At 71.7% G+C, this 19880-nt stretch carries 16 protein-coding genes; 6 read left to right on the top strand and 10 right to left on the bottom strand.

Annotated elements, in window-relative coordinates; all coding sequences use genetic code 11:
* Positions 1–40: 40 nt before the first annotated feature.
* The gene (locus ACH427_RS13490) at positions 41–1867 is read right to left on the bottom strand and encodes an acyl-CoA dehydrogenase (RefSeq protein WP_398869604.1); all 1827 of its coding nucleotides are present in this window, start codon (positions 1865–1867) and stop codon (positions 41–43) included.
* A 646-nt stretch (positions 1868–2513) separates the two neighbouring features.
* On the opposite strand from ACH427_RS13490, the gene ACH427_RS13485 reads away from it, so the two are divergent.
* Entirely contained in the window at positions 2514–2966 is a 453-nt protein-coding gene (locus ACH427_RS13485) for an SseB family protein (protein WP_116212775.1), read from the top strand.
* Between the two features lie 163 nt (positions 2967–3129).
* Here the strand turns inward: ACH427_RS13485 and ACH427_RS13480 are convergent, their stop codons facing one another.
* Positions 3130–4062 (bottom strand): trypsin-like serine peptidase, encoded by a 933-nt coding sequence (locus ACH427_RS13480; RefSeq protein WP_398869603.1) that lies wholly within the window; start codon positions 4060–4062, stop codon positions 3130–3132.
* A gap of 111 nt (positions 4063–4173) precedes the next feature.
* Between ACH427_RS13480 and ACH427_RS13475 the strand changes: the two genes are divergently transcribed.
* Positions 4174–5124 carry a pirin family protein gene (locus ACH427_RS13475; protein ID WP_398869602.1) on the top strand — a complete coding sequence of 317 codons (951 nt, stop codon included), beginning with the start codon at positions 4174–4176 and terminating at the stop codon, positions 5122–5124.
* Here ACH427_RS13475 and ACH427_RS13470 read toward each other — a convergent pair.
* Positions 5085–7238 carry a SpoIIE family protein phosphatase gene (locus ACH427_RS13470; RefSeq protein ID WP_398869601.1) on the bottom strand — a complete coding sequence of 718 codons (2154 nt, stop codon included), beginning with the start codon at positions 7236–7238 and terminating at the stop codon, positions 5085–5087. The genes ACH427_RS13475 and ACH427_RS13470 overlap by 40 nt on opposite strands.
* A 176-nt stretch (positions 7239–7414) precedes the next feature.
* On the opposite strand from ACH427_RS13470, the gene aspS reads away from it, so the two are divergent.
* The gene (gene aspS, locus ACH427_RS13465; RefSeq protein WP_398869600.1) at positions 7415–9178 is read left to right on the top strand and encodes an aspartate--tRNA ligase; all 1764 of its coding nucleotides are present in this window, start codon (positions 7415–7417) and stop codon (positions 9176–9178) included.
* 293 nt (positions 9179–9471) lie between these two features.
* Here aspS and ACH427_RS13460 read toward each other — a convergent pair whose 3' ends face one another.
* The 4 genes from ACH427_RS13460 to ACH427_RS13445 form a co-directional block, all read right to left on the bottom strand.
* A complete protein-coding gene (locus ACH427_RS13460) occupies positions 9472–9840 on the bottom strand; it encodes a DNA-binding response regulator (protein WP_398869599.1) in 369 nt (122 codons plus the stop codon).
* Between the two features lie 151 nt (positions 9841–9991).
* Positions 9992–11707, bottom strand: a complete 1716-nt coding sequence (metG, locus tag ACH427_RS13455) for a methionine--tRNA ligase (RefSeq protein WP_398869598.1) — start codon at positions 11705–11707, stop codon at positions 9992–9994.
* A 137-nt stretch (positions 11708–11844) separates the two neighbouring features.
* Positions 11845–12114, bottom strand: coding sequence for a hypothetical protein (locus ACH427_RS13450; RefSeq protein WP_398869597.1), 270 nt, complete (start codon positions 12112–12114; stop codon positions 11845–11847).
* Positions 12102–12299, bottom strand: a complete 198-nt coding sequence (locus ACH427_RS13445) for a hypothetical protein (protein WP_398869596.1) — start codon at positions 12297–12299, stop codon at positions 12102–12104. The genes ACH427_RS13450 and ACH427_RS13445 overlap by 13 nt, the downstream gene beginning before the upstream one ends.
* A gap of 221 nt (positions 12300–12520) precedes the next feature.
* Here ACH427_RS13445 and ACH427_RS13440 point away from each other — a divergent pair, with 221 nt between their 5' ends.
* The 3 genes from ACH427_RS13440 to ACH427_RS13430 all read left to right on the top strand — a co-directional run bounded on the left by ACH427_RS13440 (position 12521) and on the right by ACH427_RS13430 (position 15949).
* Positions 12521–13726 carry an RICIN domain-containing protein gene (locus ACH427_RS13440; protein ID WP_398869595.1) on the top strand — a complete coding sequence of 402 codons (1206 nt, stop codon included), beginning with the start codon at positions 12521–12523 and terminating at the stop codon, positions 13724–13726.
* A 391-nt stretch (positions 13727–14117) separates the two neighbouring features.
* Positions 14118–14771 (top strand): response regulator transcription factor, encoded by a 654-nt coding sequence (locus tag ACH427_RS13435; RefSeq protein WP_398869730.1) that lies wholly within the window; start codon positions 14118–14120, stop codon positions 14769–14771.
* Positions 14768–15949 carry an ATP-binding protein gene (locus tag ACH427_RS13430; protein WP_398869594.1) on the top strand — a complete coding sequence of 394 codons (1182 nt, stop codon included), beginning with the start codon at positions 14768–14770 and terminating at the stop codon, positions 15947–15949. The genes ACH427_RS13435 and ACH427_RS13430 overlap by 4 nt, the downstream gene beginning before the upstream one ends.
* 226 nt (positions 15950–16175) lie before the next feature.
* Here ACH427_RS13430 and ACH427_RS13425 read toward each other — a convergent pair whose 3' ends face one another.
* From ACH427_RS13425 to ACH427_RS13415, 3 genes are all read right to left on the bottom strand, one after another.
* Positions 16176–17510 carry a VWA domain-containing protein gene (locus tag ACH427_RS13425; RefSeq protein WP_398869593.1) on the bottom strand — a complete coding sequence of 445 codons (1335 nt, stop codon included), beginning with the start codon at positions 17508–17510 and terminating at the stop codon, positions 16176–16178.
* Between the two features lie 254 nt (positions 17511–17764).
* Entirely contained in the window at positions 17765–19111 is a 1347-nt protein-coding gene (locus ACH427_RS13420; RefSeq protein WP_398869592.1) for a carotenoid oxygenase family protein, read from the bottom strand.
* Between the two features lie 154 nt (positions 19112–19265).
* Positions 19266–19808, bottom strand: a complete 543-nt coding sequence (locus ACH427_RS13415) for a GNAT family N-acetyltransferase (RefSeq protein WP_398869591.1) — start codon at positions 19806–19808, stop codon at positions 19266–19268.
* Positions 19809–19880 lie beyond the last annotated feature (72 nt).

The following is a 19880-nucleotide window of genomic DNA, read 5'->3' as shown; positions in this document are numbered from 1 at the left end:
GAACCTCACGGTCCGGTCGCGTGCCTCGCGCGGGGGTGCCTCAGAAGGCGGACTCGTCCAGCTCCATCAGGGAGTTGTCGATGGACTCGGCGAGGCCGCGCTCCAGGGAGACGCCCGGCAGGATGTTGTGGGCGAAGAACTTCGCCGCCGCGATCTTGCCCTCGTAGAACGCCTTGTCCTTGGAGGAGGCGGTGGGCAGCTTCTCGGCGGCCACGGCCGCGCCGCGCAGCAGGAGGTAGCCGACGACGACGTCGCCGGAGGCCATCAGCAGGCGGGTGGTGTTGAGGCCGACCTTGTAGATGTTCTTGACGTCCTCGCCGGTGGCGGTGAGGTCGGTGATCATCTTGCCGACGATCGCCTCCAGGTCCACCGCGGCCTTGGCGAGCGAGCCGCGCGCGGCGGCCAGCTCCTCGCCGCCGGCCTCGGAGGCCAGGAACTTCTTGATCTCCTCGGCCAGGGTGTTCAGGGACTGGCCCTGGTCGCGGACGATCTTCCGGAAGAAGAAGTCCTGGCCCTGGATGGCGGTCGTGCCCTCGTAGAGCGTGTCGATCTTCGAGTCACGGATGTACTGCTCGATCGGGTACTCCTGGAGGTACCCGGAGCCGCCGAAGGTCTGGAGCGACTGCGCGAGCAGCTCGTAGGACTTCTCCGAGCCGTAGCCCTTCACGATCGGCAGGAGCAGGTCGTTGAGGCCGTGCAGCGCCTTGGTGTCCTCGCCCGCGTGCTCCTTGACCAGGATGTCGTCCTGGACGGCGGCGGTGTGCAGGACGAGGGCGCGCATGCCCTCCGCGTACGCCTTCTGCGTCATCAGGGAGCGGCGCACGTCGGGGTGGTGCGTGATGGTGACCTTGGGCGCGGACTTGTCCATGAAGTTGGCCAGGTCCGGGCCCTGCACGCGCTCCTTGGCGTACTCCAGAGCGTTGAGGTAGCCGGTCGAGAGGGTGGCGATGGCCTTCGTGCCGACCATCATCCGGGCGAACTCGATGATCATGAACATCTGGCGGATGCCGTCGTGCTTCTCGCCGATGAGCCAGCCCTTGGCGGGGTGCTTGTCGCCGAAGGTCATCTCGCAGGTGTTGGACGCCTTGAGGCCCATCTTGTGCTCGACGTTGGTGGCGTAGACGCCGTTGCGCTCGCCCAGCTCGCCGGTCTCGAAGTCGAACTCGTACTTCGGCACGAGGAAGAGCGACAGGCCCTTGGTGCCCGGCCCGTGGCCCTCGGGGCGGGCGAGGACGTAGTGGAGGATGTTGTCCGCCATGTCGTGCTCACCGGAGGTGATGAAGCGCTTCACGCCCTCGATGTGCCAGGAGCCGTCCTCCTGCTTGACCGCCTTGGTGCGGCCGGCGCCCACGTCCGAGCCGGCGTCCGGCTCGGTCAGCACCATGGTGGAGCCCCACTGCTTCTCCACCGCGATCTTCGCGATGTGCTTCTGCTGCTCGGTGCCCTCCTCGAAGAGCACGCCCGCGAAGGCGGGACCGGAGGAGTACATCCACACGGCCGGGTTCGAGCCGAGGATCGTCTCCGCGAAGCCCCACAGGAGCGAGCGCGGCGCGGTCGTGCCGCCGATCTCCTCCGGGATGCCCAGACGCCACCACTCGGCGTCCATGTACGCCTGGTAGCTCTTCTTGAACGTGTCCGGAATCGGGGCGGTGTTGGTCTCGGGGTCGAACACCGGCGGGTTGCGGTCGGTGTCGGCGTAGGACTCCGCGAGCTCGTTCTCGGAGAGGCGCGTGATCTCCGAGAGGATGTCCTTGGCGGTCTCGACGTCCATCTCCGCGAACGGGCCGGAGCCGTACAGCTTGTCGCGGCCGAGCACCTCGAAGAGGTTGAACTCGATGTCGCGGAGATTCGACTTGTAGTGGCCCATGACAACGGCTCCGTAAGACTGGGAGGTAGACCTCAAATACGTACCGGGCAGTAATTTCTATGATGCTACCCACCGGTAATAAGACGCAACCCCTGATCGTCCAACTGTGACCAGGCTCAAGTGGGCGGGGATCCGCGGCGGCGGTATCGGGGGCTTCGGTGGTGGCGCCCTGGCCGAAGGGCCGGTGCCCGCCCCGGGCCGACCTCCTGGGCGCGCGGGCGAATTGCCTTTCAAGGGGAATCCGTTGGCGGGGATTCTGTCCGGGCCGTGCACCGTCAATGACGGGACGTACGTCCCGGTGGCACCCGAGGCAGTGATTCGGGTGAAGTATCCAGGGGCCCGAATCCGGTGGTCCGCCGGCCGGCGGGAACGACATGGTTTCCACCAGCGCGCCCGACATCGCGCGAGTGCGGGGCGAAGTCGCGAAGCGCGGAGGAGCGCCCGGAACCGGGCCACCCGCGCTGACCTGCCTGTTGGTGCGCGTGTTGCTGGCGTTCCCGGTCCTTGGAACCTCGTGGGCCACGGAGGCGGTGCCGCCTCCCCCCGAGGTGCCGGCCGGGCGGGCGCCCGTACCGCCGTGGGGTGCGCGTGAGGACGGAAGCTCCGGCCTTCAGGCCGGGGAGGTTCACTGAGTACGCTTTGGCGCATGTACGGCTACGACCAGAACGCGGGAACGCAGGGCTACGCACCGCCGCAGCAGCCCGGGGGCTACGGCGAGCAGCCGCTCTACCCCGAGCCGTCCCCGCCGTCGCTCGCCGACGCGGTCCGGGCCTTCACCACGGGGTCGATGTCCGCGGAGGACTTCCAGGTCGTCTTCTCGAGCTCGAAGGTCTACTGCCCGCGCGGTGACAACCCCGGCTTCCTCGCCCTGCACAACACCCAGCAGCCGGTGATCCCGATGTTCACCTCGCTCAAGGAGCTGCGGCGGTACGCGGGCAAGGAGTCGAAGTACTTCGTGATCACCGGTGCCGAGGTCATAGACCTCCTGCCGACCGGCTACGGCTTCGTCCTCGACATGGAGGGCGACCACCGCATGGTCTTCGACGCGAAGGCGGTCGAGCAGATGGTCGACTTCGCGATGCGCCGGATGTACGGGTAGGCCGTAGCCTGCCGGGACTTTTCCCGCCTGCGGCGCGCCCTTCGGGCGGTTTCCGGGCGGGCCGCGACGTGCACCCGCGTCAGCCCTGTCCGGCCTGTCCGGCGATCGAGGACACCGCCGCGCGGCGGTGGTGCGGACGACGCCGCCCGCGGAGCCGGACAGGTCAGGCCGTGGCCCTGCGGTAGAGCGCCGCCACGTCGTCGCCGAAGTACGAGCTGTACGACGTCTCGTCGTCGCCGCCCTCCTGGTGGCCGCCCACGACGCCGTCGACCGTGCCCAGGCCCGTCCTGGGGTCGATGTCCGTGAGGATCGGGCCGCCGCTCGTGCCGTTCGTCAGGCCGCGGCAGTCGAAGCGGAGCTGGGTGGGGCTGTAACTGGCGGTCGCGTTCTGGCAGGCGACCGGGGTCTCCCCCTCCGCCGGGTAGCCGATCAGCCGTGCCGGCCGCCCCACGGCCGGCTTCAGGCCGAGCTTCTCCGCGCCGGTGACGCGCTCGATCGGCGTCCGGTCGCCGACCTTGCGCACGCGCAGGAAGGCGACGTCGTGGTCCGGGTCGCGGGCCGCCGACCACTCCGGGTCGATGTCGATGGAGGTCGGCACCCACACGCCGTACGGAGCGACCCCGTCGTGATAGCCCGGGGCGAAGGCGATGTCCGTGCGGAAGCCGTCCTGGTGGACGCAGTGCGCGGCGGTGAGCACGAGATCGCCCTTGGGGCTGTGCACGACGCTCGCCGTGCAGCCGTGGCCCGGCGTGCCCTCGCCGGTGTAGAAGAGCGGCCCGACCGCGGGTGACGGCTTGATCCCGGACGCCTCCAGCGGCTCCGAGGCGGGCAGCGGGTCCGGGCGCTCCGCGAGCGCGGCCTCCGGGTGCGCCGGGGCGGCCGGTTCGCCGCGCACCACCGCGAGCAGCGCCTTCGACGCGGCGTCGCCCGCCGCCTCCGGCTGCGCGTAGTGGCCCGCGGCATCGCCCTCCGCGACGGGCGCGTCCGTGGCGATCCCGTGCTTGGCCATCATCAGCGCGAGGGCGCCCAGGGCAAGGACGGCGGCGATCAGGGCGGAGAGGGCGGCCGGGCCGGGTCCACGGACGTTCAGGCGCATTGATCCAGTGTCCATGGTCGGCGGCGGCGTCCGGCGCGCGGGAATGCGGCACCCCTTGCCAGTTGTTCATTCTTCAACTAACTTGGAGGCAGAACAACCGAGGAGGCTGTCATGCCGGCTGTGACCGTTGAGAACCCGCTGACCCTGCCACGCGTCACCGCTCCGGTGGACGCGAAGCAGCGGCCGGTGCTGCACGTCGCGACCGCGCCGTCGGGCTTCGAGGGCGAGGGATTCCCCGTCCGCAGGGCCTTCGCGGGGATCAACTACAAGTACCTCGACCCGTTCATCATGATGGACCAGATGGGCGAGGTGGAGTACGCGCCGGGCGAGCCCAAGGGCACCCCCTGGCACCCGCACCGCGGCTTCGAGACCGTCACGTACATCATCGACGGCACCATGAACCACAAGGACTCGCACGGCGGCGGTGGCACCATCACCGACGGCGACACCCAGTGGATGACCGCCGGTTCCGGCATCCTCCACATCGAGGCGCCGCCGGAGGAGCTGGTGATGACCGGCGGGCTGTTCCACGGCCTCCAGCTGTGGGTCAACCTCCCGAAGAGCGACAAGATGATGTCCCCGCGCTACCAGGACATCGGGAGCGGCCAGGTCAAGCTGCTGACGTCGGCCGACGGCGGTGCGCTGCTGCGGCTGATCGCGGGTGACATCGACGGGCACGAGGGGCCGGGCATCACCCACACGCCCATCACGATGCTGCACGTGTCCCTGAACCCGGGGGCCGAGCTGACGCTCCCGTGGCGGGCCGACTTCAACGCGCTGGCGTACGCGCTGGCCGGGCGCGGCACGGCGGGCACGGACGGGCGGCCCTTCCGCACGGGCCAGTCGGTCGTCTTCGGCAACGGCGACTCGATCACCCTCCGGGCGGACGCGTCGCAGGAGTCCCGGAGCCCGAACTTCGAGATCGTGCTCCTCGGCGGGCGGCCGATCCGGGAGCCGATGATGCACTACGGGCCGTTCGTGATGAACACCCACGCCGAGCTTGCGCAGGCGTTCGAGGACTATCAGTCCGGCAGGCTCGGTGTGATCCCGGCCGACGCCTGAGCCGGCGGGGCGGCGCCGTCCGTCTCGTAGAGCTCGAACCAGATGTTCTTGCCCTCGCCGCGGGGGTCGACCCCCCAGGCGCCGGCGAGCAGTTCCATCAGCACCAGGCCGCGCCCCGAGGAGGCCATCTCCCCGGGGTGCCGCCGGTGCGGGAGCTCGTCGCTGCCGTCCGCCACGTCCACGCGCACGCAGCGCGCGCCGTGCTCGCCGGAGATCTGGGCGCTGAGCAGCGCGTCCCCGTCGGTGTGCACGAGGACGTTGGTGACCATCTCGGAGACCATCAGGACGGCCGAGTCGACTTGGTCCGGGTCCGGCCAGTCGTGCAGCAGGAGGCGCAGCTGCCGCCGTGCCTCGGCGATGCGCTCCGGTTCGGCCTGGGCGATGGTCAGGACCGTACGGCGCGCGGCCGGGGCGCCGGTGCGGGCCGCGCTCTCGCGGGCGAGCAGGAGGACGGCGATGTCGTCCTCGCGCCGGTCGGCGAGCGGGCCGGTCGTGTAGTGGGAGGACGGCCCGTGCACGCCCTGCACGAGCGCGTCGGCGAGCGCCTCCAGGCACTCGGTGGCCCGGACGCCCTCCTCGTCGCAGACGTGCCCCTCGATGATCCCGCGCAGCCGTTCCCAGCCGGTCTCCAGGTCGTGGCCGCCGGTCTCGATGAGGCCGTCGGTGCACACGAGCATCGTCTCGCCGGGTTCGAGGACGAGCCGGGTGGTGGGGTAGTCGGTGTCGGGGTCGATGCCGAGCGGCAGGCCGCCGGCCGTGGGCCGCAGGAGCATCGTGCCGTCGGTGAGCCGGATCGCGGGGTCGGGGTGCCCGGCGCGGGCGGTGGTGAGCCGCCCGGTGGCGGGGTCGACCTCGGTGTAGAGGCAGGTGGCGAAGCGCGGTTCCGTGTCGTCGCCCTCGGTCTCGCTGGCGTTGATCCCCGCGAGGAAGCGCGAGGCCCGGGAGAGGACCGCGTCGGGGTGGTGCCCCTCGGAGGCGTAGGCGCGCAGGGCGATCCGCAGCTGTCCCATCAGCCCCGCGGCCCGTACGTCGTGCCCCTGCACGTCCCCGATGACCAGGGCGATCTTGCCGTTGGGCAGCGGGATCATGTCGTACCAGTCGCCGCCGACGTCGAGGCCGCCGCCGGTCGGGACGTACCGCGCGGCCACCGACATCCCCGGGATGTCCGGCTGGAGCGTCGGCATCATCGAGCGCTGGAGGCCCACGGTCAGTTCGCGCTCGGACTCGTGGACGCTGGCCCGGCTCAGCGCCTGCGCGAGCATCCGGGCGACGGTGGTGAGCACGGACCGCTCGTCGGGGGTGAAGGCCACCGGGACGCTGAAGCCCGCCATCCAGGCGCCGATGGTCTGCCCCGCGTTGATCAGCGGCAGGAAGGCCCACGCCTTGCGGCCGAAGTGCGCCACCTGCTTCCAGGCTTGGGGGAAGCGGCGCTCGTAGTCCTCGGGGGAGGGGAGGTAGATCGCGCGGCCGGTGCGGATGACCTCCGCCGCCGGATAGCCGGCGTCCAGCGGCAGGTCGAGGAAGGGCGCGGCCTCGCCCGGACCGTAGCCCTGGTGGCCGATGACCTTGACCCGGGACGCCTCAGCCCTGAAGACGGCCAGGCCCGAGGGCACGAAGCCGGGCATCGACAGACCCGCCGCCACCCGCAGCACCTCGGCCGTCGAGCGGGCCTCCGCGAGCGCCCGCCCGGCGTCCAGCAGAAACGCTTCTCTGTTGCGGCGCCAGTCGCCCGTGACGGACGTGCGCACCGCCGAGGTGCCCTGGAGCGGTTGCGGGACCTCCTCCAGCGTCCCCACCAGGACATACTCGCCGTCGCGGGTGAAGGGCCGGGTGCGGCTGCGCAGCGTCCGCAGCACCCGCCCCTCCTCGTTGACCACCCGGAGCCGGGCCTCGGCGAGAGTGCCCTCGGCCACCGCTAGGCTGATGATCCCCTGGATCTCCACCCAGTCGACGGCGTGGAACCGGCCGCGGGCCTCGGACTCCGTCAGCTCCACATGCGCGGCGGGGAGGCCGATGAGGCGGGCCGCCTCGGCATCGAAGGCGACGACGCGAGTGGTGTTGTCCCACTGCCACAGGCCGGTCGCTACAGCGGCCAGTACGTCCTCGGTGCGCATTGCCCCACTTTATGCGGGTATCGGCGCCGGACACCACCGAGGCCGCTCGCGGCAGTAGGTAGGCTTGCACAGGGGCTGCTACGTCGCTGACCCGGCGCCCCGCCCGATCAACGACCTCGATCAAGGCCCTCGATCGACGACCTCGATCACACCTCGACCAACGACTTGGATGAACGATGCATCGGTACCGGTCCCACACTTGCGGCGAGCTCCGTGCGGCTGACGTCGACACCGACGTGCGACTGAGTGGCTGGCTGCACAATCGGCGCGACCTGGGCGGCATCCTCTTCATCGATCTCCGCGACCACCACGGTCTGGTCCAGCTCGTCGCCCGTCCCGGCACCGCCGCGAACGAGGCCCTGAGCCACCTCACCAAGGAGACCGTCGTCCGCGTGGACGGCAAGGTCATGAGCCGCGGCGCGGACAACGTCAACCCCGAGCTGCCCACCGGTGAGATCGAGATCGAGGTCACCGAGGTCGAGGTGCTCGGCGCCGCCGAGCAGATCCCCTTCACCATCAACGCCGACGACGGCGTCAACGAGGAGCGGCGCCTGGAGTACCGCTTCCTCGACCTGCGCCGCGAGCGCATGCACCGCAACATCATGCTGCGCTCGGCGGTCATCTCCGCCATCCGGCAGAAGATGGTCGCGCAGGGCTTCAACGAGCTGGCCACCCCGATCCTGTCCGCCACCTCCCCCGAGGGCGCGCGCGACTTCCTGGTGCCCTCCCGGCTGCACGCCGGCAAGTTCTACGCGCTGCCGCAGGCCCCCCAGCAGTTCAAGCAGCTGCTGATGATCGCGGGCTTCGACCGCTACTTCCAGATCGCGCCCTGCTTCCGCGACGAGGACGCCCGCGCGGACCGCTCGCCGGGCGAGTTCTACCAGCTCGACATGGAGATGTCCTTCGTCGAGCAGGAGGACGTCTTCCAGGTCATCGAGAAGGTCATGACCGAGCTCTTCGAGGAGTTCGGCAACGGCCGCCACGTCACCTCGCCGTTCCCGCGGATCCCCTTCCGCGAGGCGATGCTGAAGTACGGCTCCGACAAGCCGGACCTCCGCGCCAAGCTGGAGCTGGTCGACGTCTCCGGCGTCTTCGCCGACAGCGGCTTCAAGGCGTTCGCCGGCAAGCACGTGCGCGCGCTGGCCGTGCCGGACACCGCCGGCCAGAGCCGCAAGTTCTTCGACGGCCTCGGCGAGTACGCGGTCGAGCAGGGCGCGAAGGGCCTGGCCTGGGTCCGCGTGGGCGAGGGCGGCGAGCTGTCCGGCCCGATCGCGAAGTTCCTCACCGAGCAGGACGTCAAGGCCCTGACCGAGGCCCTCGGCCTGGCCCCCGGCCACGCCGTCTTCTTCGGCGCCGGTGAGTTCGACGAGGTCTCCAAGATCATGGGCGCGGTCCGCGTCGAGGCCGCGAAGCGCGCCGGCCACTTCGAGGAGAACGTCTTCCGCTTCTGCTGGATCGTCGACTTCCCGATGTTCGAGAAGGACGAGGAGACCGGCAAGATCGAGTTCTCGCACAACCCCTTCTCCATGCCGCAGGGCGGCCTGGAGGCGCTGAACACGATGGACCCGCTGGACATCCTGGCCTGGCAGTACGACATCGTCTGCAACGGCACCGAGCTGTCCTCCGGCGCCATCCGCAACCACGAGCCCGAGGTCATGTACCGCGCGTTCGAGATCGCCGGTTACTCGAACGAGGACGTGGAGCGCGAATTCGGCGGCATGCTGCGCGCGTTCAAGTTCGGCGCCCCGCCGCACGGTGGCATCGCGCCGGGTGTCGACCGCATCGTCATGCTGCTGGCGGACGAGCCGAACATCCGCGAGACGATCGCGTTCCCGCTGAACGGCAACGCGCAGGATCTGCTGATGGGTGCGCCGAGCGAGGTGGACGAGTCGCGGCTGAAGGAGCTTCACCTCCAGCTGCGCAAGCCGCCGGTGAAGTAACGGCCGTTGTTCCGGGCGCCGGGTGGGCTTCGGTCCCGCCCGGCGTTCGGCGTATCCGGGGGTATTTCCCCAGCCCCGCCCCTTCCCGGCCGCGTCTGTGGTGCGGCTCCGCCGCGTGGGGGCTCCGCCCCGGACCGCCGCACCACGCTTCGCGCGGTGTTCTCAAGCGCTGAACGGGCTGGATCGCGGACCGTGGCCCGCGGCCCGCACGTCACGAGCCACGGTCCGTGACACTCGGCCCGTCCGGTGGTTCCGGTGACTGAGGACAAAGGCCGCTCGACGACAACGAACCGTCACACCAGCGCCGTCACCAGCGGAGCCCTCGTGCAGCATCCCACCGCCGTGTGGACCGCGCGGATCAGGCGCCATGCCGTGAGGCGGCTCCGGCAGAGGACGGACCGCACCCCGTATTCCGCCACCGCCATGAGCTCCGTCTCGCCGAGTTCCTCGGCCACGAGGATGACGCGTTCGTCGCTGTCCCGGGCCCGGCGGCGCAGTTCCGCGGCGGCCGGGGCGTCGTCCTCGCCCATGAGGACGAAGGACACATCCCCGTCCTCGCGGACCACGCGCACCTCGGGCAGCTCCCGCAGCCGGCGGACGAATCTCGCCCTGTTGAGCTCGTCGGTCGCGTGCACGGTCACGGTGATGCGTTTGTCGGACACTTCTCTTCCTCGTCTTCGTCTTCCCCCAGGTATCTGCGCGTCCCACCTTGCAAGGCCGCTGTCAACGAACGATTGCCGATCGATCAATACAGAAAAGCGGGCCCGGAACCGTCATGGTTCCGGGCCCGGCTTTCCCTTGGAAAGGGCGCGATCACGCCTCTTCGCCACCGCCGAAGCGCTCGCGGTACGCCGCCAGGTCGTCCTCGGTGATCTTCGCGAAGAGCACCGGCGGCACGGTGAAGGCCGTGCCCGCGGGGACGAAGGACAGCGACATGGCCTGGTCCTGCGTGATCCACGTGGCGTTGTCGTCGGTCAGCGCGAACGCGGACCGCATCGCGGCGGCGGACGCCGGGATGAAGGGCTCGGACACCACGGAGTAGAGGTGGATGAGGTTCATCGCCGTGCGCAGCGTGAGCGCCGCGGCCTCGGGGTCGGTCTTGATCTCCAGCCAGGGGGCCTTGGTCTCCAGGTAGGAGTTGCCCGCGCTCCACAGCGCCCGCAGCGCCTGCGCGGCCTTGCGGAACTGGAGCTCCTCCATGTGCCGCTCGTACTCCGCGAGCAGCTCCGCGACCTCGCGGCCGAGCGCCGCCTCCGCCTCGCCCGCCTCGCTGCCCGCGGGGACCTCGTCACCGAAGCGCTTCCTGGAGAACGAGAGCACGCGGTTGACGAAGTTGCCGAGGACGTCGGCGAGGTCCTTGTTCACCGTGGCGGAGAACAGCTCCCACGTGAAGGACGTGTCGTCCGACTCGGGGGCGTTGGCCATCATGAAATAGCGCCAGTAGTCGGCGGGCAGCAGCTCCAGGGCGTCGTGCGTGAAGACGCCGCGCTTCTGGGAGGTGGAGAACTTGCCGCCGTAGTAGTTGAGCCAGTTGAAAGCCTTGACGTAGTCGACCTTCTTCCACGGCTCCCGGGTGCCGAGCTGCGTGGCCGGGAACATCACCGTGTGGAAGGGGACGTTGTCCTTGCCCATGAACTGGGTGTAGCGGACGTCGTCGGCCTCGTACCACCACGACTTCCAGTCGCGGTTCTCCGGGTCCTGGCCGGCCCACTCCTTGGTGGCGCCGATGTATTCGACGGGCGCGTCGAACCAGACGTAGAAGACCTTGCCCTCGGCCGCCAGCTCCGGCCAGGTGTCGGCCGGGACGGGCACGCCCCATTCCAGGTCACGGGTGATGGCGCGGTCGTTGAGGCCCTCGGTCAGCCACTTGCGGGCGATGGAGGAGGCCAGCACCGGCCAGTCCTTGCCGTGCTCGTCGATCCACGCCTCGACCTCGCCCTGGAGCTTCGACTGGAGCAGGAAGAGGTGCTTGGTCTCGCGCACCTCGAGGTCGCTGCTGCCGCTGATCGCCGAGCGGGCGTCGATCAGGTCCGTCGGGTCGAGCACGCGGGTGCAGTTCTCGCACTGGTCGCCGCGCGCCTTGTCGTAGCCGCAGTGCGGGCAGGTGCCGACGATATAGCGGTCCGGCAGGAAGCGGTCGTCGGTGATCGAGAAGACCTGGCGGATCGCCCGCTCCTCGATGAAGCCGTTCTCCTTGAGCTGCCGCGCGAAGTGCTGGGTGATCTCGCGGTTCTCGGGGGAGGAGCTGCGGCCGAAGTAGTCGAAGGACAGCCCGAAGCCGTCGTAGACCGCCTTCTGCGCGTCGTGCTGCTGGGCGCAGAACGCGTCGACCGGCAGACCGAGCTCCTTGGCGCCGAGCTCGGCGGGCGTGCCGTGCTCGTCGGTGGCGCAGATGTAGAGCGTCTCGCGGCCGGTCTGGCGGAGGAAGCGCGCGTAGACGTCCGCCGGGAGCATGGACCCCACCATGTTGCCCAGGTGCTTGATCCCGTTGATGTACGGAAGGGCGCTGGTGATGAGGTGTCGAGCCATTTCCGGCTGCTCCCTGGTCGCGGTGTACAGAGGCCATTAGCGTATCCGAGGGCCGAGGGGTGCCCGCGCGGCGATTTCGGCGTCCGCGCGGGGGTCACCCGTGCGCTGCGGCCCCGTGGGTCTCAGGCCCGTGGGTCTCAGGCCCCGCCCGCGGCCGGCGGCGCTTCGGCCATCCACGCCCGCCACGGCCTGGTGATCACCTCCCGGTAGGTGTGGTGGGACGGGTGGCGCCCCGCGTGCCGGAATGTCCAGCCCTGGGCCTCCGCGACGTCCTCCACCGCGTCCGAGCACGCCTCGCACACCGCGCACTGCATCGCGTACGTGATCGGCTCCGCGTCCGGCTCCAGGTCGGGCTCGAGCGTCCAGTTCCCGAACAGGAAGACGGTGCGCGCGGTCAAAGCCCCCACCGGCTCTCGGCATTCAGCCGTGCCACGCGGGCGCGCAGCGCCTCCGCCTCGGAGGCGGGCCGGGCGTACTCGGGCGGGCAGTCCCACTCGACGCCGCCCTGGGGAGGACGTAGCTGTACGTATCCGGCGTGCCGGTCCATGACTTGGCCGAGGCGGTCGGTGCGGGTGTCCACGGCATAGCTCACAGGCGCGGGAGGAGGGGGAGTGGGGGCAGGGAGCGAGGGGGGATTTTCATTGCTCACGCATGGAGGATGCCCACTGAGGCGGGAGCCTGATCAGGCCACTTGAACGAGGCTTGGCCGACCGCCGTGCGGATGGCCGGGTTTCCTGTCGCACCCCTTTCCGCGCGCTCCTAACGTGGGGCGCCGGAGCAAGGCAGTGATTCCGGCCGTTCACAGGAGGGTCCATGAGCGTCAGCGCCAAGACCACGTACCTGATCAGGAACGACGAGACCGGGCTGTATCTGACGGCGAAGGGCGCGGCGGTGGTGCAGGAGCGGCTGCACGAGTGGCCGGCGCGGGCGGGGCAGGCATGGCGGCTGGAGGCCGGGCAAGGGGGCAGGGACACCTACCGGGTGCGGAATCCGCGCAGCGGCCGGTATCTCCAGGTCAGCCGCGACGGCAAGGGCGCCGCCGTCGGGCAGGCGCCCCTGGAGGAGAGCGCGCCCGCCTACCGGAGCCAGACCTGGCGGATCTCCGATGACGACGGCAAGGGGTCGCCCGTCGTCAACGTCCGCAGCGACCTGCGGCTGGCCGTGCGCGGTGGTTCCGCCGCCGAGGGCGCGGTGATCGAGCAGACGGCGGAGAGCGCGATCGCCCCGGCCGGGGACCGGCGGTGGCACTTCGAGGCCGTCGAACCGGCCGGTGAGAAACGGGCGTTCGACGCGCTGGCCGCGCTGGTCGTGGAGCCGGTCACCGGGGGCATCGTCTCCACGGCCACCAGTGTGCTCAAGACGACGCTGGAGGCGGCCGGCGGCGTCTTCGGCACGGTCTCCAAGTGGGTGCCGGGGGCCGACCGCACGCCGTACATCCGCTTCGCCGGGTTCCGGGACGACGAGGTCGTGCGGTTCTCCCGGCGGAACCGGGTGGAGGCCGACCGGCAGAAGATCAGCGAGGCGTTCCCGCACCTGGCCAAGGAATTCCACGGCGGCTTCGACTTCGTGACGCGCACCCCGCGCGGCCACCGGCACCCCTACCTCGGTGTCAAGGGCGACCTCGCCGTCGAATTCTCCGACCGCGAGGGCGAGGACCTGCTGCCCGCCGACGAATACTTCCCCGCGCAGGAGCTCCAGCCGCGGGTCGGCCGGCGCTTCAAGGCGGTGTCCGCGGCGCCGGACGGCTCGTCCTATCTGGTGTTCGGGGAGCGCGGGACCGTGATCGTCGACCGGCCGGGGACCGCGTACGAGCGCGAGGTGCACGACGTCGAACTGGGGCATCTGCCGAAGGCGTTCACGGGCGTGCCGGACGCGGTGACCTCGGCGGGCGTGGGGGAGGAGACGCACTTCTTCGCGACGAAGGGCGATCAGTACGTCGTCTTCACGCTGCGCGAGGTGATCCAGGGGCCGTCGGAGATCCTCGACGCCTGCCCCTTCCTGCTGGGGGCCTGGCTGTAGGGGCGGCCGGGGAGACGTCTGCCCGGGTGGCGGGAGGCGCGACCCTCTCCCGCCACCCGAGCTCCCCTCCCCCTCTCATCGGCTCCCGTCGGCCTCAAGACCTCGGTCGTGCCCCGGCGGCGCCATCACGCGGGGCCCGTTGGATGACCGGTGGATCCGAAGAGTGATCCTACGACTACCAAGGGTAGTCACTCGATCGCACCGGCGTCACCACCGCACAGGGGCGCCCGGAGGTGACCGAGGGGGCGCGCGAGGCATGCGTTCCGCTGCCGCACGCACCGGCCCGCCGCGGGGGCGTCCGGCGGCATGGAGACATCCGCGAAACATCCCGTGCGGTAGACCCACAGGCATGCTGGAAAGGGGGTGAATGCCGACAAGGATGGACAACGTCATGCGGGTGCTGGTCGCCGAGGACGAGGAAACGCTGGCCGAGCTGGTCGCCACCGGCCTGCGCCGGGCCGGGTTCGCCGTGGACACGGTCTACAGCGGTGACGCCGCGATCGCCTATCTGGACCTGCACGACTACGACGTCGTCGTCCTCGACCGCGACCTGCCGCGGGTGCACGGCGACGACGTCACCCGCCGCCTCGTCGCCTCCGGCTCCCGTACCCGCGTCCTGATGCTCACCGCCGCCGGCAGCATGGAGGACCGCGTCGCCGGTCTCGACCTGGGGGCCGACGACTATCTCCCCAAGCCGTTCGAGTTTCCCGAGCTCGTCTCGCGCGTACGGGCGCTGCGCCGCCGCAGCGCCCGCCCGGCGCCGCCGGTGCTGGAGCGCTCCGGGCTGCGGCTGGACACCGTGCGCCGCACGGCGTCCCGTGACGAGCGGGACCTGGACCTCTCCCCCAAGGAGTTCGCCCTGCTCCAGATCCTGCTGGAGGCGGAGGGCGCGGTGGTCAGCGCGGAGGAGCTGCTGGAGCGCGCCTGGGACGCGCACGCCGACCCCTTCACCGGTGCCGTCCGCGTGGCGATGAGCAAGCTGCGCGGCAAGCTCGGCGAGCCGCCGCTGATCCGCACGGTCCAGGGCGTGGGGTACGCGCTGTGAGGCTCCGCTTCCGCAGGCCCGCGCTCACCGCCCGCACGCGCATCGCCGCCGCCTACGGCGCGGTCTTCCTCGTGCTCGGCGCGGTGCTGCTGGCCACGGTCAACGTCCTCTCCCGGGCCGGCACGCGCGAGCAGGCCACCGTCATCGCCCGTACCGCCCTGCCGGCGGAGGCGCTGCGGCCGGACGAGACGGCCGTCCCCTTCCGGGGGCAGGCGGTCCCGGGGCTGACGTCGTCCACGATCTACCAGGTCAGCGGGGATGTCAGCGCGGCCGCCTCGCACCAGCTCGTGCTGTGGTCCGCGCTCGCCCTCCTGCTCACCGCGCTGCTGGCGGTGGGTGTCGGCTGGTGGACGGCGGGGCGCGTGCTGCGGCCCGTCCACGCCATGACCGCCACCGCTCGCCGCATCTCCGAGCGCAATCTCCACGAGCGCATCGCACAGCGGGGCCCGCGCGACGAGCTGAAGGAGCTGGCCGACACCATCGACGCGCTCCTCGGCCGGCTGGAGGGCGCCTTCGACAGCCAGCGCCGCTTCGTCTCCAACGCCTCCCACGAACTGCGCACCCCGCTCGCCACCCAGCGCGCCGCCATCCAGGTCGGCCTGGACGGCGACGTCTCCCCCGAGGAACTGGCGCGCACGAAGGAGCTGTTGCTGGAGACCAACCGGCGCTCGGAGCACCTGATCGACGGCCTGCTCGTGCTGGCCCGCAGCGAACGCGGCCTGGAGCGCCGGGAGCCGCTCGACCTCGCGGAGGTCGTGGCGGAGGAGACCGGCGCCGTCACGGACCGCGCGGCACGGGAGGGCGTACGCGTCGAGACGCGCGCCGTGCCCTCCCCGCTCACCGGCAACCGTGTCCTGCTCGCGCAGCTGACCGGCAATCTGCTGCGCAACGCGGTGGGCTACAACCACCCGGGAGGGCGCGTGGAAGTGCGCGTCCGACCGGGCCTGTTGACCGTGGCGAACACCGGCCCGGAGGTCGCCGCGGAGGAGATCGACGGGCTCTTCGAGCCCTTCCGGCGGGGCGCCGGGCGGGAGCGGCTCGGGGGCGGCGCGGGCCTGGGCCTGTCGATCGTCCGCTCCATCGCGCGGGCGCACGGCGGCACGGTGGACGCGGCCCCGCGGCGGGGCGGGGGGCTGCGCGTGACGGTGCGGTTCCCCGCGGGTGCCGTGGCGGGCTGACGGCGTGCCTCGGCCGCGGGCCGTCCTGTCCGCACCACCGCTCGCGCGGCGGTGTCCTCGAACGCCGGGCGGGCTGGACGCGGCTGATGCGGCCGTGATCCCTCCGCGACCGACGCCCCGGCCCGCGCCACCGGCCCCGCCCGGCGCTCGCGGAGTGCTCCCCCGGACGAAGTCCGGGGGTTACGAGGGCGTCCGCCGCGGGTGGCGAAGAAGTCCGTCGCCGCGGTTACTTGACGATGCCCGCCGCGCGGGCCTCCGCCAGCCACTCGGGGAACTCGACCATCAGCTCTTCGTAGAGGCGCGCGTCCGTCAGGGCGCGCGGGTCGCGGCCCGCGTGGAAGAAGCCCGCGTTGTCGATGACGCGCTTCTGGGGGACGGCGAGGTTGTCCAGCTTGCGCAGGAAGTCGAAGCCCTTGCTCTCCGGGTCGCCGAAGCCCACGAACTGCCAGAAGATGGGGAGCTTCGCCGCCTCGCACAGGGCGCGCTCCGCGGCCGGCTTGCTGTAGGGGCCGCCGTCGGTCTGGAAGATGACGAACGCCGGGTCCGTGGCACCCGACTTCTCGTAGTGCTCGATGACCGCTTCCATGGCCCAGTGGTAGTTGGTGCGGCCCATGTGGCCCATGGAGTTGTGGAGTTCCTCGATGCGGCCCTCGTAGTCGCCGAGGTCCAGCTCGGCCGTGCCGTCGACGTCGGTGGAGAAGAAGACGACCGGGACGGTGCCGTCGTCGTCGAGGTGGGCGGAGAGGCCCAGCGCCTGCTCGGCGAGGTGCTGGACGGTGCCGTTCTTGTAGAACTCGCGCATCGAACCCGAGCGGTCGAGGACCAGATAGACGGCCGCCCGCTGCCCGGTGAGCCCCTGCTTCTTCAGCGAGACCGCCGCGCTCTTGTAGAGGCTGACCAGCGCGGGAGCGGTCTTCTTCACCTTCTCCAGGCTGACGGCGGGCCCGGCCTCCGCGTCGCGGGGCGGCATCGCGGGCTGGGGCTCCGGCGAAGGGCCCGGCGCGGGCTCGGGCTTGGGGACCGGGCGCGGCGTCGGCTCGGGCTCCACCGGCGGGGAGGGGAGCGGCGTGGGCACCGGGTCCGGCTCCGGGACGGGCTTGGGGGCGGGCATCGGCGTCGGCTCGGGCTCCGGCTGGGGGAGCGGGTCCGGCTTGGGTGTGGGGCCGGGGGTGGGGCCGAGCGGCCCGGGGTCGGGCACGCGGTCCGTGGTGGGCTGCGCGGGCAGCGGCGCGCGGAAGGGCTCGGCCGGTGCGGGCTCCGACGCGGGCGCCGGCACGGAGGCTGCGGCGGTCGCGGGCGCGGGCTCCGAGGAGGGGGCGGGGACGGTGGCCGACGCGGTGTCAGCGCCCGGCGCCGGCGCGGTCGTCGGCTCCGCCGACGGCCCCGGGACGACCGCCACGGGCTCCTTCTCCGTGGCGGGGGTGGCGCCGGCGGCCGGCTCCACGCCGTCGGCAACGGCCTGCGGTCCCGCGTTCTGCTGGGGCAGGCTGGGTTCGTCGCGCTCGGCTGTCGCTGTCCTGGACCGGCCGAACGCGTTCCGCAGCAGACTCCGAATGCCCATGGGGAGCAGTCCTTCACGTGTCTCGGGAGCTATGAAATGTCCGGAGTGTCGGGGAATATCCCTGGTCCGGATGGCTACGTAAGGCTAGCCGTCACGCCCCTCCCGGCGTGCTCAGACCCTCGTAAGCCGGCCCGCGCCCGACACCGTCGGGGGACGGCCCCCGCGTCCGGTTGCGCCAGCTGGGCTCACCCGTGAGGACTTCTGAGCACCCGTGAGCGGCCGCGCTCCCCAGCACGCCTACCCACGCGGCGTCCTCACACGCCGTCAGGGATCCAGTTGCCGTGGAAGCCCAGCGGCACCCGCACCGGCAGGTGCACCCGCGCCACCGGTCCCGCCGCGAAGTCCTGGGCCGCCAGCACCACCAGATCCGAGGCCCCGCGTTCGGGGTCGTACGCGTACGCCATCACCCAGCCGTCGTCCTCGGCCGCGCCGGGGGCGGAGGGGACGAACACGCCCTCGCCGACGTCGCCGTGCGGGTGTACGCGGAACTCCTCGCTCGTGCCGCGCTCCAGGTCGTACTTCAGCAGCCCCGCCCCCAGCCGCCACCGGTCCTCCCCGGCGGCGGCCATCGCGTACCCGAAGCGGTGCCGCTCCGTCAGCCGCCGCGGATCCACCCGGGGGAACTCCACCTCGCGGTCGTCCAGCCGCGTGCGCCGCACGGTCCCGGCCGCGAGGTCCACCGTCCAGCGCTCCAGCAGCGGCGGGTGCCGCACGGCGGACGCGGGCCGCCGGTCGAAGGCCCGCTCGTAGCGGACGAGGTGGACGGTGATGACGCCGTCGCGCTCGTAGGCGTTCATGGGGTGGAAGACGTAGCACGGGTCGATGTCCAGCCAGCGGATGTCCCGCGCGTGTCCGTCCCGGGGCAGCACCCCGAGCCGGGCGGGCCGCCCGTCGTCCCAGCGGGCGGGCGCGCCGCCCGCCCGCGCCGCCTCCGCGGCGACCACCGGCAGGTCGTACAGCAGGACGTGCCGTCGCGTCAGCGAGAAGTCGTGCATCACGGGGCGGCCGTCGACCGGGATGTCGACACAGCGGCGGATCCGCCCGTCGGTCGCGGCGACGAGGTACTGCACGTACGGCAGCGCCGGGCAGTACGCGACGGCGTGCAGCTCGCCGCTCCGCGGGTCGACGACGGTGTGCGCGGCCAGCCCGCCGGGCAGCGTGCCGTGGAAGTCGAAGGGGCCGATCGTGAACAGGTCCTCGTCCAGCTCGTACGGCAGCGAGCCGGCCTCGACCAGCGCGAGGAGGTGCCCGGCGAAGCTCTGCACGTGGGTGTTGGGCGCGGCGTCCATGCCCAGGTGGCGCGGGCCGTGCGGCAGCTTCTCCCCCAGCCGCCCGGCGACCTCGTCGGAGCGCACCCAGCGGTTGCGGTACCACTCGGCCTGGCCGTCGCGCAGCCGCGCGCCGTGCACCATGCCCACCCCGCTGAACCAGGTGTACGCAGCCGGGTCCGGGGCGCCGAGCGGGTTGGGGCCGTTGCGCAGATAGCGGCCGCGCAGGGAGTCGGGAAGGCGGCCGGTGACCGGGAGGTCGATCGCGGTGATCTCCTCATGGACGGGCGCGAAGAGTCCGCTGAGGTAGGGATTCGCGGTGGTTTCCGTCATGCGTCCACCATCCTGGAGGAACGCCCCGCTCGGCCAGGGCCGTGCGGCCTCGGGGCCGCGCACGCACCCGGCTCGCGTCCGGCACCGGCCACCTCCGGCCCGGCCATCATGTGAGGCCACCCGCCTCAGGCGCGACGGACCGGAACCGGCGGGCTCACCTCCGCAGCGGCCGGGTGAAGACCTCCAGCACCGGCCCGCCGCCCGGCGAAAGCTTGCCCGCGGTCGTCCACCCCCACGACAGCCGGGCCGCGTGCGCGCCGTCCCCGTGCGCGTCCGCCGGGGAGAGCAGCATCGCGGCGAGCCCTGCCCCGCTGCCGGCGAGCAGCCGGTCGTGCAGGCGGCGGCCGATGCCCTGGCGGCGGTGGCGCGGCAGGACCATCAGCTCGGCGACGAGGAAGACCCGCCCGGCGGCCGTCAGCTCCTCGAGATCCGCGGGCACGGGCCCGTCGAAGCCGTGCCAGCGGTCGCTGTCGCGTGCCAGCGGATAGCCGTACGCGCAGCCGACCGGTCCCCGGCTCTCGGCGATCACCAGGTCGAAGCCGGGCCGCGCGGAGTCCTCGGAGAGGCGGTCCCGGAAGCGGGAGCGGGCGGGCTCACCGGACGCACCCCCGTACGCCGCCGTGTGCACATCCGCGAGCTGCTCGCGGTACTGGTCGGACTGCCAGCGGCTCAACCTGCGCAAGAAGACGTCGCCCATGCGCCCTTTCCTGCCCAGTGAGGCCGCCACCCACCCCCCGGGCAGGCGGTTTCCGGCGCGGTAACGGTGCCG

Origin of the sequence: Streptomyces sp. NPDC020379 (assembly GCF_044387105.1) — a bacterium.
Lineage (GTDB): Bacteria > Actinomycetota > Actinomycetes > Streptomycetales > Streptomycetaceae > Streptomyces.
This window is presented reverse-complemented; position numbering and strand designations above follow the sequence as displayed.